14 protein-coding genes and 1 tRNA gene are annotated in these 15,426 nt (G+C 31.0%); 10 read left to right on the top strand and 5 right to left on the bottom strand.

The genetic code is table 11. From position 1 onward, the window contains the following. Nucleotides 1–32 precede the first annotated feature (32 nt). Together HMPREF2580_RS08455 and HMPREF2580_RS08450 are read left to right on the top strand one after the other, a co-directional pair. A tRNA-Ser gene (locus tag HMPREF2580_RS08455) sits at nucleotides 33–121 on the top strand. A 423-nt stretch (nucleotides 122–544) separates the two neighbouring features. Then, nucleotides 545–997: a hypothetical protein gene (locus tag HMPREF2580_RS08450; protein WP_256326442.1), complete on the top strand. Its 453-nt coding sequence runs from the start codon at nucleotides 545–547 to the stop codon at nucleotides 995–997. Between the two features lie 245 nt (nucleotides 998–1,242). On the opposite strand, the gene HMPREF2580_RS08445 is transcribed toward HMPREF2580_RS08450, so the two are convergent. Both HMPREF2580_RS08445 and HMPREF2580_RS08440 read right to left on the bottom strand, forming a co-directional pair. Beyond that, a complete protein-coding gene (locus HMPREF2580_RS08445) occupies nucleotides 1,243–2,031 on the bottom strand; it encodes a DUF1828 domain-containing protein (RefSeq protein ID WP_070831967.1) in 789 nt (262 codons plus the stop codon). Between the two features lie 15 nt (nucleotides 2,032–2,046). Next, nucleotides 2,047–2,490 (bottom strand): DUF6978 family protein, encoded by a 444-nt coding sequence (locus HMPREF2580_RS08440; protein ID WP_070831965.1) that lies wholly within the window; start codon nucleotides 2,488–2,490, stop codon nucleotides 2,047–2,049. 389 nt (nucleotides 2,491–2,879) lie between these two features. Between HMPREF2580_RS08440 and HMPREF2580_RS08435 the strand changes: the two genes are divergently transcribed. From HMPREF2580_RS08435 to HMPREF2580_RS08425, 3 genes are all read left to right on the top strand, one after another. Continuing rightward, nucleotides 2,880–3,020, top strand: coding sequence for a gallidermin family lantibiotic (locus tag HMPREF2580_RS08435; RefSeq protein WP_070831962.1), 141 nt, complete (start codon nucleotides 2,880–2,882; stop codon nucleotides 3,018–3,020). 87 nt (nucleotides 3,021–3,107) lie between these two features. After that, entirely contained in the window at nucleotides 3,108–6,095 is a 2,988-nt protein-coding gene (locus HMPREF2580_RS08430; RefSeq protein WP_070831959.1) for a lantibiotic dehydratase, read from the top strand. Further along, on the top strand, nucleotides 6,082–7,326 hold the full coding sequence (locus tag HMPREF2580_RS08425) for a lanthionine synthetase C family protein (RefSeq protein ID WP_070831956.1): 1,245 nt from the start codon (nucleotides 6,082–6,084) through the stop codon (nucleotides 7,324–7,326). The genes HMPREF2580_RS08430 and HMPREF2580_RS08425 overlap by 14 nt, the downstream gene beginning before the upstream one ends. A gap of 249 nt (nucleotides 7,327–7,575) precedes the next feature. Here the strand turns inward: HMPREF2580_RS08425 and HMPREF2580_RS08420 are convergent, their stop codons facing one another. Together HMPREF2580_RS08420 and HMPREF2580_RS12480 are read right to left on the bottom strand one after the other, a co-directional pair. Beyond that, nucleotides 7,576–8,190: a winged helix-turn-helix domain-containing protein gene (locus HMPREF2580_RS08420; protein ID WP_070831953.1), complete on the bottom strand. Its 615-nt coding sequence runs from the start codon at nucleotides 8,188–8,190 to the stop codon at nucleotides 7,576–7,578. 517 nt (nucleotides 8,191–8,707) lie between these two features. Next, complete coding sequence (locus tag HMPREF2580_RS12480) at nucleotides 8,708–8,833, bottom strand: SAR1012 family small protein (RefSeq protein ID WP_002442051.1); 126 nt, start codon at nucleotides 8,831–8,833, stop codon at nucleotides 8,708–8,710. Nucleotides 8,834–9,027: 194 nt separating this feature from the next. On the opposite strand from HMPREF2580_RS12480, the gene HMPREF2580_RS08415 reads away from it, so the two are divergent. Continuing rightward, the gene (locus HMPREF2580_RS08415) at nucleotides 9,028–9,579 is read left to right on the top strand and encodes a GNAT family N-acetyltransferase (RefSeq protein ID WP_070831950.1); all 552 of its coding nucleotides are present in this window, start codon (nucleotides 9,028–9,030) and stop codon (nucleotides 9,577–9,579) included. 97 nt (nucleotides 9,580–9,676) lie between these two features. Here the strand turns inward: HMPREF2580_RS08415 and HMPREF2580_RS08410 are convergent, their stop codons facing one another. Continuing rightward, a complete protein-coding gene (locus HMPREF2580_RS08410; protein WP_070831947.1) occupies nucleotides 9,677–10,615 on the bottom strand; it encodes a 1,4-dihydroxy-2-naphthoate polyprenyltransferase in 939 nt (312 codons plus the stop codon). A gap of 180 nt (nucleotides 10,616–10,795) precedes the next feature. Between HMPREF2580_RS08410 and HMPREF2580_RS08405 the strand changes: the two genes are divergently transcribed. From HMPREF2580_RS08405 to menB, 4 genes are read left to right on the top strand one after another with little or no spacing between them, the layout of a single operon-like run. Further along, a complete protein-coding gene (locus HMPREF2580_RS08405) occupies nucleotides 10,796–12,157 on the top strand; it encodes an isochorismate synthase (protein ID WP_044466312.1) in 1,362 nt (453 codons plus the stop codon). Continuing rightward, on the top strand, nucleotides 12,144–13,817 hold the full coding sequence (gene menD, locus HMPREF2580_RS08400; protein ID WP_070831944.1) for a 2-succinyl-5-enolpyruvyl-6-hydroxy-3-cyclohexene-1-carboxylic-acid synthase: 1,674 nt from the start codon (nucleotides 12,144–12,146) through the stop codon (nucleotides 13,815–13,817). Before HMPREF2580_RS08405 ends, menD begins: the two co-directional genes overlap by 14 nt. Further along, nucleotides 13,804–14,607 (top strand): 2-succinyl-6-hydroxy-2,4-cyclohexadiene-1-carboxylate synthase, encoded by an 804-nt coding sequence (gene menH, locus HMPREF2580_RS08395; RefSeq protein WP_070831941.1) that lies wholly within the window; start codon nucleotides 13,804–13,806, stop codon nucleotides 14,605–14,607. Before menD ends, menH begins: the two co-directional genes overlap by 14 nt. Then, nucleotides 14,600–15,418: a 1,4-dihydroxy-2-naphthoyl-CoA synthase gene (gene menB, locus HMPREF2580_RS08390; protein WP_002442063.1), complete on the top strand. Its 819-nt coding sequence runs from the start codon at nucleotides 14,600–14,602 to the stop codon at nucleotides 15,416–15,418. The genes menH and menB overlap by 8 nt, the downstream gene beginning before the upstream one ends. Nucleotides 15,419–15,426 lie beyond the last annotated feature (8 nt).

The raw sequence follows: 15,426 nt of genomic DNA, 5'->3' as shown, positions 1-15,426 counted from the left end.
CGTAGGTTCGAATCCTACCTGCGGAGCCATATGGAAACGTACTCAAGTTGGCTGAAGAGGCGCCCCTGCTAAGGGTGTAGGTCGCGAGAGCGGCGCGAGGGTTCGAATCCCTCCGTTTCCGTACAATAATACAAATTAGTAAACTTTTGTTTTACTGAATTACGTTAGAACGTTGTTAAATCAACGTTCTTTTTTATTTTGGTAGAAATTTGTAAAAGTTTGTTTTAAATATTTTGGTCAATTCGTGGTCAATTTTAATTGAGTTATTGTCAAGTTGTCCATTTCGTTGACCACTTAAAAATTTATTATATTAACGAGCTTTGCATCTTCTTCACTTTTTAATTCCTCTAATAAATGGCTATATACACGCCATGTGATTTCAAAATTTGAATGTTCTAATCATTTGATTATTCTCATTTAAGAATCTATAAAGAGCAGCCTTATAAGAAAATAGGAATAATATTCAAAAAAGTTGAAAGTGTTCACTATCAAATTGGTGTTTTTGATATAATATAATAAAATTATTTAATTAAGGTGATTTTGTATGAGGTATTTGAAACATATTAAAGGTGTTTTACTTTCGATCAGTATTTGTATATTGATGATATTATTAACTGGATGTGGAAAAAGTAGCGATGGTCTTGTTGGAAAAGAATTAAAAGGTGTAGTAGATGGAAAAACTGATGCTATATTTACTTTTAAAGATGATGGTACCTTCAAGGTAGTTTCAGCACAAGGAAAACCAAATGCTGGTGAAGAATTTACAGGAAAATATGAAATAAAAGAAGAAAATAGCAAAAAATATTTAATACTATCTTATTTTTCTAAATATATTTTTGGGGCAGATATAAAAAATAAAGGATATGTGGAGTATGCAGTAAATGGAAAAGATAGTTATGTATACGAATTAGAAAAAGATGGAGATAATTATAAGCTGGAAGCTCCTAAAGAGGGAAAACTAAAAAATGATGTAAGACTTATTGGTAATGATAATTAATAATATTTAAAACTTGTTTACATTTTAAGATAGGATTTAGCAATCACATGAAGTGGTTGTTAAATCCTATTTTTGGTGTACTGCGCTAAAGTTAATCTAAAAATTACAATCTGTCTAGTGAGTCAATGGTTCATAGATGGGTAGTTAATATCATGGAAAAATGGCGACCACTTTATATGGCCGCCAGTATTAAATGTAAAACACCAAGTATTCTAGTGATTGTGTTGCCTTTCATTACTTTAATTTTAAGAAATGTTTTTTATTTCTCTATCAAAGTTTGAGTATTTTATCGAAAGTATTCCAGCTTCTTGAATAAAATCTATACTAGATTTAGGGATTTCTTTATCTAAATCATTTAATATAAAAATAAATTCGTTAGGTCGATGTCTTTTTACTTTTTTAGCATAGATGGCGTCAGTTAGTTTTGATTTTAATATCATTGAATTGTTTGGTGATGAAATTGCATTAATAAACTTTTCTTTTTTGTCCTTTTTAGTATTTAAAACAAAGTCAAATGTATGACTCATACCGCTAGAACTTACGATTGTTAAATCTCTATTATAAGCTATATTATAATCATCTAATTTTTGTGCTACGTCTTCAGTAAATATATTCTTTATTTTATGGTCTGATAACAGATACATATCACTTATAAAAATTAGACATTGGAGCAGGCGATGTTTGGATATGCTAAATTTCTCGTAAGATGTATTTACATAAAATTCTTTGGTATTATTATTAAATTTAATTCCATAAGCAGAAATTTGTTCTTCAAGAAGTTTTAAACGAAGTTTGGAATTTTTAAAGTAGACACCGTTATTTTCTAAGTGAAACATTGTGTAACCATCATCTGTTAATTGTATATTGTTATTTTGAGGAGTATATACAGCATAGATGATTAAATTATCCATGGATGCATCTTTGAAAGGAGTGTCAATTCTAACTACATTTTCTTCAATATCTGAGAATTTAACTTTATCAGAATACCAATTTAAATAGCTTGATATTAATTCTTTAGCTGAGAAGTTAGTCACATTATCACCCTTTCTTTAATTTTCTTTTATGTTATTATATTCCAAAAAATATAAATAAGCATTATAAATATCATATATTTGTGGGAATTTAGTTAAATCGATAGGATAGGCGTACCTATCTTTTTTTTCGTATTTATTGGAGTATATGTGTACATGAGTTTTAGGAGCTTTTGTATTATCAGGATTAGTGTGTTCTCCTCCATTTATATCAAATCTTACGAGAGTATGATGAGTAGCTTTAAATATAATTGAAATTGAGAATCTACATTTTTCTAAATTTCCTCGTTTAATAGCTACAAAATACTCTAATCCTAATTCAAAACTTAAAATATTTTGTCTCAAATTTAATGAGTTAGCTATTAATCCGTTTAAAAGATTTTTGTCTATTAGTGTTTCTGGATACTTAAGTTCTTTGATAAGCTTTTTAATTTGATTGTCATTAAGATTATTGAGATCCAACGTTTCATTACTCCTTTCAAAAATGATGTCTAAACTAAAAGATGTATTAGGATTAATGTAGGTAATCTATTGCTTTGGTTATATATGTGTATTAATAATATTGTACTACGTGTAAATTGGAGCATATAGTTTATTTTATTAAAAATTTTAAGATGGATTAATATTACTGTTTAATGTATAGCTTTAATAAGTAGGTAACGTAACAAAAAGTTTTTCAATATACTATTGGTTAAATTTATCTTGAAATTTAAATGTCAAAGCCTCGGGAATATATTATTACACATTTGTAATAATAATACTAAAATATAGAACTATTTCTGAAAGCGTATTAATATGTTAGTGAAAAGAATTAAATTATTCTTTTAAAAATATATTAAGGAGTGATTCAAGTGAAAGGTGTTAAAGAGAAGAAAGAACTATTTGACCTTGACGTTAAAGTAAACGCGAAAGAAATCGACGATTCTGAATCAGGTCCACCACCTAATACAAGTTTAATTTGGTGTACTCCTGGATGCGCTAAATATATGTAATTTTTATAGTAAATATTGTTGATTTAAATGCAGTGATTGAGCAGAGTTCCTTTATAAGAGCTCTGCTTTATTTATAGAGGTGAATAAATGAAAAGTATTTTTAATACATCAAACTATTACATTATTAGGGCTCCTTTATTTCCTATATCTATTTATAATAATTATTTAAAACATGAGGGGATAGATTATTCTTCGTTTTTCAATCATCCAATCATTGAAGAAACTATTATGACTACCACATATCAGTTATATAAAAGTTTGACTAACATTTCATTTGATAGTGAGTCCAAGAAAGCACGTAATGCCAAACAGAGTTTCTTAAAGTATCTGATTAGAATGAGTACAAGGGGCACGCCATATGGTCTATTAAGTGGTATATCATTAGGACAATTTGACGATAAAACAAATATACAAATCTCTGATGATATTAACGAATATGATAAACACGTTAAAATAGATGGATCATGGTTATGTAAATTAATTAGATTTCTAGAAAGTCATTATAAGTATTATAAAGATAGTTTTGTTATTTGGAATGAAAGAAATTATATTATCAATCAACGCATATATTTGGATAATCAAACATGTCTCATTCAAGAAAATAATCATGAAATCATTTCTATAAAATATAATGACATACTTAAGTGCATTAAAGAAAGCTTAAGTGAAAATATAACTTTTAAAGACCTTTTAAAATTAATTTCAAAAACGTTTTCAATTAATGATGAGAAGGAAATAAAAAATTTTATACAAAATTTATTAGATAAAGAAATCATTTTTACTAGTTTAAGAACTGCTTTAAACAAAGAACATCCCTTAGCTTATTTATTATACTTTTATGGAGAGGTTAATGATGATTTCATCAAATCACTTCAATTCGTACACTATGAAATGATGAGATACCAAAATATGAAAGTTGGAGAAGGTAAGGAAACCTTTTTGAGAATTAGAAAGTTAATGAGTGATTTATTTAAAGCTAAAGAATATATCCAAATTGATACTAGGATTCAAACTAAAAATAATTGTTTGAGTAACAGACTTGCTGAAAATGTGAGTGAAGCAGCATATCTTCTTTGGCTAATCTCTCCTAACGATTTGGGAACTAGCACTATACATGAGTTTCATTATGATTTTATGGAGAAATATGGTTTTGAACAAATTGTTAATTTAAAGGAATTACTTTCCGATATAAATGGAATGGGTTATCCCAATAATGAAAATAAACCGATTAAAAATGATATTCCATTTTTAAAAGAAAAATATTATTATGCAATTTCTCATAATAAAGAGATAGAAATCACTGAAAATGAACTATTAGATTTAGAAAAGAAAAATACCATTTCTTTAAAAAGAGCGCCCTTAACTTCAGAAATTTATAGTGAGTTTTATTATGGAAATACTATAAAAGGATATGATGAATTTTTAGTGATTAGTCCTATAGTCTCTTCTTACAATGCTGGTGCAACGATGGGGCGTTTTTCTCAGGAGTTTGAAAAAGATTTACGAAGTCAATTAGATGAGGAAATAAATGAACAATATATTGAATATAGTAAAGAAAATAATACTGAAGTTATTCATATAAATGAAATTCCTAAATATGCAAGAAATTTAAATATTAATCATTCTGGTTCTACGAAATTGAGTGAACTTGAACTGGATATGCCATATAGTTCAATTGTATTAGATGAGTTATACGTTGGAAGTACTTTTGATAAATTATATTTATTTTCTAAAAATTTAAATTCAAGGGTCATATTTATAACTCATTCTATGTTAAATTTTGTTTTATGTTCTGATTTATATCGGTTTCTTAGAGAGGTATCGTTAGGTAATACGAAGTTTATTCAACCTATCAAGGACAATGGAATAGATGGATTTAATTATTGTCCTAGAATTAGATATAAGAATGTCATTTTAAAACCAGCTACATGGAAATTAAATAAAGATATGTTCACTCATTGTGAAAAGGAAAAATGGATTAATCAATTTCACGAGATTCAGCTTTTTTATGATATCCCTAATGATGTCACTATGACTTTTGGAGATAATAGGCTAACTATTAATTTGTCTAATCATGCTCATATTTCCATATTAAAAAAAGAAATTGAAAAGCAGGGTAGGGTAAGTCTTTTAGAGAATTTTATACAAGATGCTAATAATGATAGAGTGATAGAAATTGTGACGCCAATATATAGAAAAGTTAAGTCTAATGAAAAACGAATAACAATACCTAAAAATATTTATAAACAATCGAAATCAAAAAGAGATTGGCTTTCAATACATTTATTTATTGATGAAAACTATCAAAATGATTTTACCATTCAGTTTATATTACCGTGTTTAAGAGAGTTGTTAGATAATAGTAAATTAGAAAAATTCTTTTTTATTAAATATAAAGAAAATGAACACTTCATTAAACTCCGGTTGTTAAATAAGAATAATGATTCAGCACAGTTGTACAATTATATATTGCAATGGAAACAGCAATGGCTTGATAAATCAGAATTATCTCATTTTGCAATTGTCGATTATCAACCTGAAATATATAGATATGGTGGTAGTGAAACAATTGAAATAGTTGAGGATTACTTTATGTACGATAGTTGGTTGGCTATACATATCATTAATCAAACGTTTAAATATCCTAAAGCGTTTGTAGTAGCTATAAGCATTATTTTTCTACTGAATGAATTAGAAATAAGCCAAGAAGAAATTAATGAAATTAGGTCTAACAATGTTGAAGACTTATATCGTAACAACGAGATCAGAGAATATAAAAATGAGTTGGTTAAACTTACTAATCCTAAAGATAATTATCGTTACTTACACGAAAAGTTACCTAATCTTCATCATATTTTATGTCAAAACTATAATGAAATAGAAAAATTGAAAGTTGCTTTAGGTAAAGATCTGTCCACACCTAGAACACATATTATTGGTAGCTTAATTCATATGAGATGTAATAGAATATTTGGCGTTAATCGTAATAAAGAGAAATTTGTACTTTCTATTTTTAATGAAATTGAGAAAACAAAGAAATACTGGTGTGGTGAGGCTGTAAATGAAGAATGCTGAAGCATTGATAAAAAAAGAAGTCGAATTCTTATCTCAATACGAAATTGCAACAGCTCAAATTGAAAATAATAGTGAGTATTGGAGTTCTTATACATTGTCACATGGCTATCCTGGAATAATATTATTCTTAAATGAATATCAAAAAAATTTCCGTATCAATCTAGATGAATTGATACATAAGTATATTTTGAGGATAGGTGAAGAATTAGAAAGAAGGATTGAAGGTTACTCATTATTTAGTGGGATTTCAGGAATAGCATTCTCAATAGATATCGTTTCAGATAATAGCACTCATTATCAAACAATTTTGCAGAAATTAGATAATTATTTAATCGATTTTATTAACAGAAAAATGGCATCTATCAATATAGAGGCTAATCCAAAAAAATGCGATGTAGTACAAGGCTTAGCGGGTGTTGGGAGGTATTTGTTAAATAGAGTATGGGCTAATCCTAAGGTGGTAACTAGTTTAATAGACATAATGAAGTACTTTAGAGATTTACATTATTCAAAAAATCATTGGATTATCTCAAAGGAAAATCAGTTTTTAAATATAGATAAAGAAAGGTATTCTTCAGGAAATATTAATTTGGGTTTGGCTCATGGTATATTAGGTCCATTCTCACTCTTAGCTCTAAGTAAACTTAAAGGAATTGAATTAAATAATCATATAAGTTTACTTTCTGATATAACCGATTACTTATTTAAGTCGGAATTTCAAAATGAGTGTGGATGGCTAGATCGTTATGATATTGCGGAAATGTATTATCCATCTTACGCTATAAGAAATGGTTGGTGTTATGGAGATACTGGGGTAATGAATACGATTTGGCTATTAGGTATGGCTCAAAAAGATGAAGAACTCATCGAAAAAGCTAAAAATATAATGATAAAAATAATTAGATTAAATAATGATAATTTAATTAGTCCAACTTTTTGTCATGGACTTGCTTCTCATTTTACGATTCTGAATAACGTAAATAGATATTTTAATATAGAAGAAGTAAATAATTATCTTAACTTAATCTTAGATAAGATATTGTCATATTATTCTTCTGAAAATCAATTTATGTTTCATGATATCGAAATTGTTAATAGTCAAACACGGTTCAAAAATAAGGTTGGATTATTAGAAGGGCAGATAGGTATTCTTTTATCATTATTAGATTATCAAAATAGTCAAAGTAACGCTTTAGAAAAGAGTTGGAAAAATATGTTTTTAATTAGCTAGTAATAAGGACTTGGTGCTGCATTATTATTGCATGAGACGAAGTATTAATCTTTTTATCATATCCATTTTATATCAATACTGCGCTTGATTTATGAAAGGTTTCAACCACTTATAACTTACTCGTATTACTATCTTTCATCTGGTTCATGAAAACAAAATAATTTCAATTATCAATATTAAATCCTCAAAGTAATATAACTTCGTTTACTTTGAGGACTTTTTAAATTTATATAGAGGTGACGTATTTAATTACTTATCTTTGATTACTAACTTATAGCCTGTAGCCCTTTTATTAATAATTTCTAAATTATCGCAAGTTTGGAGGTTGCATCTTAATCGATGAATGTAAACATTTATTGTATTAGAGTCTATATATTCTAAAGTGTTCCAAACTTGATTTTTAAGATCTTTGCTAGAAACATATTGATTGATATGTTGATATAGATGATTTAAAATCTGCAATTCTATGTGAGATAATGCATATTTTTGATTATTGAAAATAAATAATTGTTTCTCAAAATCGATGAACAACTTAGGTCTTAAGTAATGTAAGTGTTTTTTAATTTCATTAATAATGCGACATTCTATAAGATAATGTTCTTCATCACTGAGAATGATATACATAGCTACGCCTATTTCATAAAAGTAATACTTTCTTTCTCTATTCTTATTTTTCGTTATAACGATTACAGGTAAAGAACTAACTTTGTTTTTTATCATTTGGTCATATTCGTCACCAGATTCCCAAATGATAAGCAAATCAGGATTAGTACGCTTTGAATTAATAACAATACAGTCATTAATTTCTAGTATTTTTTCTTTTTCTTGATTATTTAAAGAAGGTAAAATCTGAATGTTAAACACTTATAAATACTCACTCCTTCAAAGTACTACAAAATCTATATTGAGCTATTTCTTATAGCACTTACTATCTTATTTTTCTTTGTGCCTTTTATTCATCTGTTTTATTTAATCATTTATAAGAACTCCTATCTGCAAAAATACAAATAAATAGCTTTATATAATTAGAAAATTCTGAATATTAATTTTAACAATTAACAGCTACAATTATTTATACATGGTAGTGATGTGCTATGGCTTCTATATGAGTTGATTTAATTGTAAGGGGTTTCATTAAAATATTCCATAATTTTACAATTAATTTTTTCAACAGTTTTATTACATTATTGTAATGAAAGGGCACTATTCATTTATTGTTATTTTATATTAATTAAAAAAACGAACTAATCGCATTTGATTAGTTCGAAGTGTGAATAAAGTATTATACTTTATAGTTTAAAAGCTATTCATGTTATGAAAGGTTGAAAAATAATTTAATATTCCAATCTCATTTTGTTAAATGATATTTCTATTCCACTCACTACTTTTCTTTATTGTCACTGTCATTTTTGTTATCTTGGCTTGATTTTCCTGAAATAAGGTTTCTAATAACTTTGACAATATAGCCAGTGACTAAGATTCTAAATACTCTTCTTAAAATATCCATAATCATTCTCCCTTTATTAAAGTTTTATTATCTAGTTACTACCCGAATTATGATTCTCTTAAAAGTAAATTTTAGAATTTTAGAAAATTTCATACAGCATCAAAGTTAAAACAATCGTTTTAGTAATAATTTTATTTAATCAAATAAATTATATATAATGACATTGCAACCTAATTTATAAAGGGGAAGGTATGATGATTAGAAAGGCTCGTCCAAGTGATAACAAACAGATTGCTGAATTGTGTTATATCATATGGGAAGATATGGAACTAGATATAACACAGGCCTTGACTCAAGAACGTGTCATTGAAGCAATTGAATTAAGCATTGTAAATGTTAAATATCGTACGTATTATGATCATATTTGGGTATATGAGAAAGATGGCAGCGTTGCGGGATGTATCATTGCTTATCCTGGGAAACAAGAGTTAGATTTGGAACAACAGTGGTTAGATTTACCACTCGAAGATGATATTCGTGAATTAGGTACGCCTTTACCTCAAAAAGAAGCTTATGATGATGAAGTTTATATTGAAGCGGTAGCTACTTTTCCGGAATATCGTGGACAGGGAATTGCTACGCAGTTATTTAAATATTTGATTGATAGTGATCCGAAGGCAAAGTGGAGTTTGAATTGTGATTATGATAATGAGGGTGCGCTAAAGCTATATAAAAAGTTAGGCTTCGAAGATGTAGGGGACATTGATTTATATGGTCATAAGTATCATCATATGACACTAAATTAAAAACTCGACAATTGAAGATGATTTCATTTGACACTAAATTAAAAACTCGACAAATGAATATGATTTCATTGCCGAGTTCATTATCAAAAATATGAAATTAGATACCGCCACAAAGTGCACTAATATATATACCTAATGCATATAAAAGTCCAAAGAATGTGTTGGCTTTGCCTGTAGCAGCCATTGCTGGCATCATTGTTGCTGGTGTATCGTTCTTATTGAATCGTCTTACAGCTTTAATTGGCATAGGGAATGATAACAATACTAATAAATAGAATAGTGAACCCGGTGCTCTAAATAGTGCTGTGAAAATGACGAACACATAAGCAACAATATACATTGCAGCCATGAAAATGATTGATGCACGTTTACCTAATAAAATAGGTAAAGTTTTTCTGCCACTTTCTTTGTCTTTAACACGGTCGCGGATATTATTAGCCATATTAATGAGGCCAATAGTAATAACGATTGGAATACTAATCCAGAATGCATAGCCTTGGACGTTTCCAGTTTGGATGAAGAATGATAATACAATGATAATCATACCCATAAATAAGCCAGAGAATAGCTCACCAAATGGAGTCCATGAAATTGGCATTGGTCCGCCAGTATAAAGGTAACCGATAGCCATACAAATGATTCCGACTGGAATAATCCAGAATGAACTTTGAATAGCTAAAAAGATACCTAATAGTGCTGCGATAATGTAAAATGCAATTGCTATGTTCATGACAAGTTTCGGACTCATACCATTTCGCACGATGGCGCCACCGATACCTACAGAATTGTGGTCATCAAGACCTTTTTTGAAATCATAGTATTCATTAAACATATTCGTTGCTGCTTGTATCAATAAACATGCAATTAACATGGCTAAGAATAAACTAAATTTCAGATGGTCTTCACTACCAAGTAGATAAATTTTCGCAGTGGCTGTGCCAACTAAAACCGGTACAACTGCTGCGGTTAAGGTATGAGGTCTCATTAACTGCCAGTATTTCTTAACGGTTGAGTATTGTTGATATTGATCTGACATATTATGCATAACCTCTTATTTTTATATATTTATCATAAATATTTTAAAGGAATCATAGCTAAAGGTCAATTGACGTGAAAAATTGCATTTTTAGTTTAAGCAATAATGATAACACTTACGTATAAAAGTGATACAATACATTAATGAGTCAAATTCGAAGGAGAAAGAAGTGAAATAAGAATGGCTGTGAATGTAAAAGAAGAAGACATTGTCGATAAGTTATACGCAAGTACCAAAGACTGGGTTTCTGTAGAAGTCGAAATAGACAGAACGATTGAACCAAGTGCTTTGTTCCGTTTAACAGAACAAGAAGCGGGAGACCGTTTTTACATGCGATTGAACGACAATTATTCTTCATATTTTGGATATCACGCTGTTCAAAGGTTTAAAAATAACTTTGAAAATAAGCAGTCTATCTTTAGGGAATGGGAAAAATTAAAAGATGAAATCGAATTAATTCATCCAGATACAAGTAGACACCATCTTAGATTATGTGGCGGATTTCAATTTTCAAGTCATAAGTCTGATGATGAGTGGCGAGAGTATGGATTGAATCACTTTGTATTACCTAAAGTATTGATATCTAATGAAGGGGAACGTACATTCATCACTTATACTACTGAACGTCAAGATTTTGATATTGAAGCGTTCAAACAATTGGTTTCGTATTTCGAGCACACGAAAGTTGATTCTTCGGAAACAGAACGAGGTAACGTCACACGTATGGAAGATATTTATAAAGATGATTGGCGTGAACTCGTTGAAGAATCCATTGAAAAGATTGATGAATCTAAAAAAATTGTTCTTGCACGTAGACGTTTAATTAAGTTTGATAAAGAAATTGATATTCCTTATGTGTTGAATCGAGCACTCCAGAATGAGAAGAATAGTTATATTTTCTTATTAGAATCTAATCAATCTATATTCTTTTCACAAACACCTGAACAATTAATTAAAGTTGAAGATGGCATTCTTTCGACAAAGGCTGTAGCAGGTACAATTAAACGTTCTCATAATGAAGCAGAAGATGAAGAGAATATTAAGGCGTTCTTAAAAGATAAGAAAAACCTAGGTGAACATCAGTTTGTTGTTGAAAGTATCTTGAATGATATTAAACCCTTTGTGCAAGATATCGATTATAATGAAACGCCAAATATTCTAAAGAATGATCATTTATATCATTTATATACAGAAATAAAAGGTCATTTAAACGACAAATCATACATTGGTTTAATCGATTGCTTACATCCAACACCAGCGTTGGGTGGTTATCCTAAAGCCGAAGCATTAGAATTTATTGAGAATAATGAATTCGGTACGCGTGGCCTCTATGGATCTCCTGTAGGTTATATTGACGTGTACGATGATTGTGAATTTATCGTAGCGATTCGTTCCATGTTGATTAAGGGTGATCAAGCAACGTTATTTGCAGGTTGTGGTATTGTTAAGAATTCTGATCCTGATAGCGAAGTTGCAGAAACGGCAGTCAAATTTTCACCAATGATGAATGCATTAGGAGTAGATAATTATGACGAATCATAGCGATGCTTTGACACAACAAGTGTTTACGTTTGCATCAGAATTATATGCGTATGGCGTAAGAGAAGTTGTTATTAGTCCAGGATCTCGTTCTACACCATTAGCGCTTGCATTTGAGGCACATCCGAAAATTAAAACCTGGATACATCCTGATGAACGTAGCGCAGCATTCTTCGCTTTAGGGCTGATTAAAGGAAGCGGAAAGCCAGTTGCGATATTATGTACGTCAGGTACAGCAGCTGCGAACTACACGCCTGCAATTGCTGAATGTCAAATTAGTCGAGTGCCACTGATTGTGTTAACAAGTGATAGACCACATGAATTACGTAGTGTGGGCGCACCGCAGGCAATCAATCAAGTTAATATGTTTAGTAATTATGTTAATTTCCAATTTGATCTACCTATCGCGGATGGCACTGAGCAAATGCTTTATACGATTCACTATCAAATGCAAATTGCTAGCCAGTATTTATACGGCCCACATCGAGGCCCGATTCATTTTAATATGCCTTTTAGAGAGCCATTAACACCTGATATGAATCGTGTAGATTTACTGAAGTCTCAAGTTAAAACATTACCGCATTATCAAAAGAGCATTGCGGTAAAAGGGATTAGTGCGATATTGCAAAAGAAAAAAGGTCTTATTATTGTAGGAGATATGCAACATCAAGAAGTCGACCAAATTCTGACGTACGCTACAGTTTATGATATGCCGATTTTAGCTGACCCATTAAGTCAATTACGTAAAAGTAATCATCCCAATGTGATTACAACATATGATTTACTTTATCGTGCAGGCTTAGATTTAGATGTGGATTTCGTTATTCGTGTGGGTAAACCGGTAATTTCTAAGAAATTAAACCAATGGTTAAAACGTACGAAAGCGTACCAAATTTTAGTGCAGAATAATGATAAAATTGATGTTTTCCCAATGCCACCTAATATTTCATATGAAATTTCGGCAAATGATTTCTTTAGATCATTGATGGAGGAAGAGAGTGTTCAACGTAAAGATTGGTTGGAACTATGGCAATCACTAGAACAGCAGTCTCGAGTTGAAATTAAAGACTATCTCAATCATGCATCTGATGAAGCGGTTTATGTAGGAGAGGTCATTCATAAATTATCTAAAGGTGACGCACTTTTTGTAGGTAACAGCATGCCAATCCGAGACGTTGATAATTTAATGTTTGAAACTGAAGCCGAAGTTTATGCCAATCGTGGCGCTAATGGGATCGATGGCGTCGTATCTACTGCTATTGGAATGGCAGCACATAAAAAAGTAACGTTATTAATCGGTGATTTATCATTTTATCATGATATGAATGGCTTATTAATGGCGAAATTAAATGACATCAACATTAATATTGTTTTAGTGAACAATGATGGTGGAGGTATCTTCTCTTATCTTCCTCAAAAAGATTCGGCCAGTGACTATTTCGAACGTTTATTTGGCACGCCAACTGGCTTAGATTTTGAACATGCGGCGTTACTTTATGATTTTACTTTTGAACGTTTTGAAAGCTTAAATGACTTTAAATATGCGGAATTATCTTCTATGGATTCTCATATTTATGAGGTATTAACTAGTCGAGAAGATAATATGCAACAACATCAAATTTTATATAAGAAATTGAGTGATATCGTTAATGTTACACTTTAAATTTTTTGAATCTGAAAATGATAGCAAGCAATTGCTTGTTATGTTACATGGTTTTATTAGTGATTCAACAACGTACGATAGTCATATGGCGTATTTGAGTCAACATGTGAATGTATTAACGATTGATTTACCCGGACATGGTCAAGATAATTCAGACATGCAAGATACTTGGGATTTCCCGTATATTGCTCATGCACTTGATGAGGTACTGTCGCAATTTGACACGTATGACGTGTACCTACTCGGCTATTCTATGGGCGGCCGCGTAGCGCTATACTATGCTTTATATGGCAGTGTAGCGCTACGAGGGCTGCTCTTAGAGAGTACTTCAGCGGGGATTCAAGATGAGGCGGATAAAGTGGAACGTGTTCAAGTGGATGCGGCTCGTGCGAAGGTGCTTGAGATTGCTGGGTTGGAGATATTTGTGAATGATTGGGAGAAGTTGCCGCTTTTCCGGTCGCAGTATGAGCTTGATGCTGAGGTGCGGAAAGCCATACGGGCGAATCGAATGAGCCAGAACCCTGTGAGGTTGGCTAAAGCGCTACGTGATTATGGTACGGGCAATATGCCGAATCTTTGGCCTCAAATTTCATCGATAGCTGTTCGCACGTTCATTTTAACGGGTGAAAAGGATGAAAAATTTGTTCGTATTGGTCAAAAATTAACTGAAGCGATACCTCATAGTCGTACGGTAAACATTTCGAATGTTGGGCATACAATTCATGTGGAAGATAGTACGGAATTTGATACAATGGTAGTAGGTTTTTTAAAGGAGGAGCAAAATGACTAGACAGTGGGAAACACTTAGAGAATATGATGAAATTAAATATGAATTTTTCGAAGGAATTGCAAAAGTAACGATTAATCGTCCAGAAGTACGTAATGCGTTTACACCTAAAACAGTAGCTGAAATGATTGACGCATTCTCACGTGCACGTGATGATCAAAATATATCAGTCATTATCTTAACTGGTGAAGGCGACAAAGCTTTCTGTTCAGGTGGAGATCAAAAGAAACGTGGACATGGTGGTTATGTAGGCGAAGATGAGATTCCTCGTTTAAATGTATTAGATTTACAACGCTTAATTCGTGTCATTCCTAAACCAGTTATCGCAATGGTTAGAGGCTATGCGATTGGTGGCGGTAACGTATTAAACGTTGTATGTGACTTAACTATTGCTGCTGATAATGCAATCTTTGGTCAAACAGGACCTAAAGTAGGTTCATTTGATGCAGGTTACGGTTCAGGTTATTTAGCTCGTATCGTGGGTCATAAAAAAGCGAGAGAAATTTGGTACTTATGTCGCCAATACAATGCTCAAGAAGCTTTAGATATGGGACTCGTTAACACAGTCGTACCTTTAGATAAAGTTGAAGATGAAACAGTTCAATGGTGTAAAGAAATGATGAAACATTCTCCAACTGCACTTCGTTTCTTAAAAGCAGCGATGAACGCAGATACTGATGGTTTAGCTGGCTTACAACAAATGGCTGGGGACGCAACATTACTTTACTATACAACTGATGAAGCGAAAGAGGGCCGTGACGCTTTCAAAGAGAAACGTGATCCTGATTTCGACCAATTCCCTAAATTCCCATAAGCGTTTAG

Origin of the sequence: Staphylococcus sp. HMSC036D05 (genome assembly GCF_001836225.1) — a bacterium.
GTDB lineage: Bacteria > Bacillota > Bacilli > Staphylococcales > Staphylococcaceae > Staphylococcus > Staphylococcus caprae.
The sequence above is the reverse complement of the archived record's forward strand: the minus strand, read 5'-3'. Positions and strand labels throughout refer to the sequence as shown.

Excerpts from the sequence above, each read along its gene's own strand:
- HMPREF2580_RS12480 (WP_002442051.1), bottom strand. The coding sequence starts at position 8,833 with ATGGATATTTTAAGAAGAGTATTTAGAATCTTAGTCACTGGCTATATT.
- HMPREF2580_RS08415 (WP_070831950.1), top strand. The coding sequence starts at position 9,028 with ATGATTAGAAAGGCTCGTCCAAGTGATAACAAACAGATTGCTGAATTG.
- HMPREF2580_RS08405 (WP_044466312.1), top strand. The coding sequence starts at position 10,796 with ATGGCTGTGAATGTAAAAGAAGAAGACATTGTCGATAAGTTATACGCA.
- HMPREF2580_RS08425 (WP_070831956.1), top strand. The coding sequence starts at position 6,082 with ATGAAGAATGCTGAAGCATTGATAAAAAAAGAAGTCGAATTCTTATCT.
- HMPREF2580_RS08430 (WP_070831959.1), top strand. The coding sequence starts at position 3,108 with ATGAAAAGTATTTTTAATACATCAAACTATTACATTATTAGGGCTCCT.
- menH (WP_070831941.1), top strand. The coding sequence starts at position 13,804 with ATGTTACACTTTAAATTTTTTGAATCTGAAAATGATAGCAAGCAATTG.
- menD (WP_070831944.1), top strand. The coding sequence starts at position 12,144 with ATGACGAATCATAGCGATGCTTTGACACAACAAGTGTTTACGTTTGCA.
- HMPREF2580_RS08450 (WP_256326442.1), top strand. The coding sequence starts at position 545 with ATGAGGTATTTGAAACATATTAAAGGTGTTTTACTTTCGATCAGTATT.
- HMPREF2580_RS08410 (WP_070831947.1), bottom strand. The coding sequence starts at position 10,615 with ATGTCAGATCAATATCAACAATACTCAACCGTTAAGAAATACTGGCAG.
- menB (WP_002442063.1), top strand. The coding sequence starts at position 14,600 with ATGACTAGACAGTGGGAAACACTTAGAGAATATGATGAAATTAAATAT.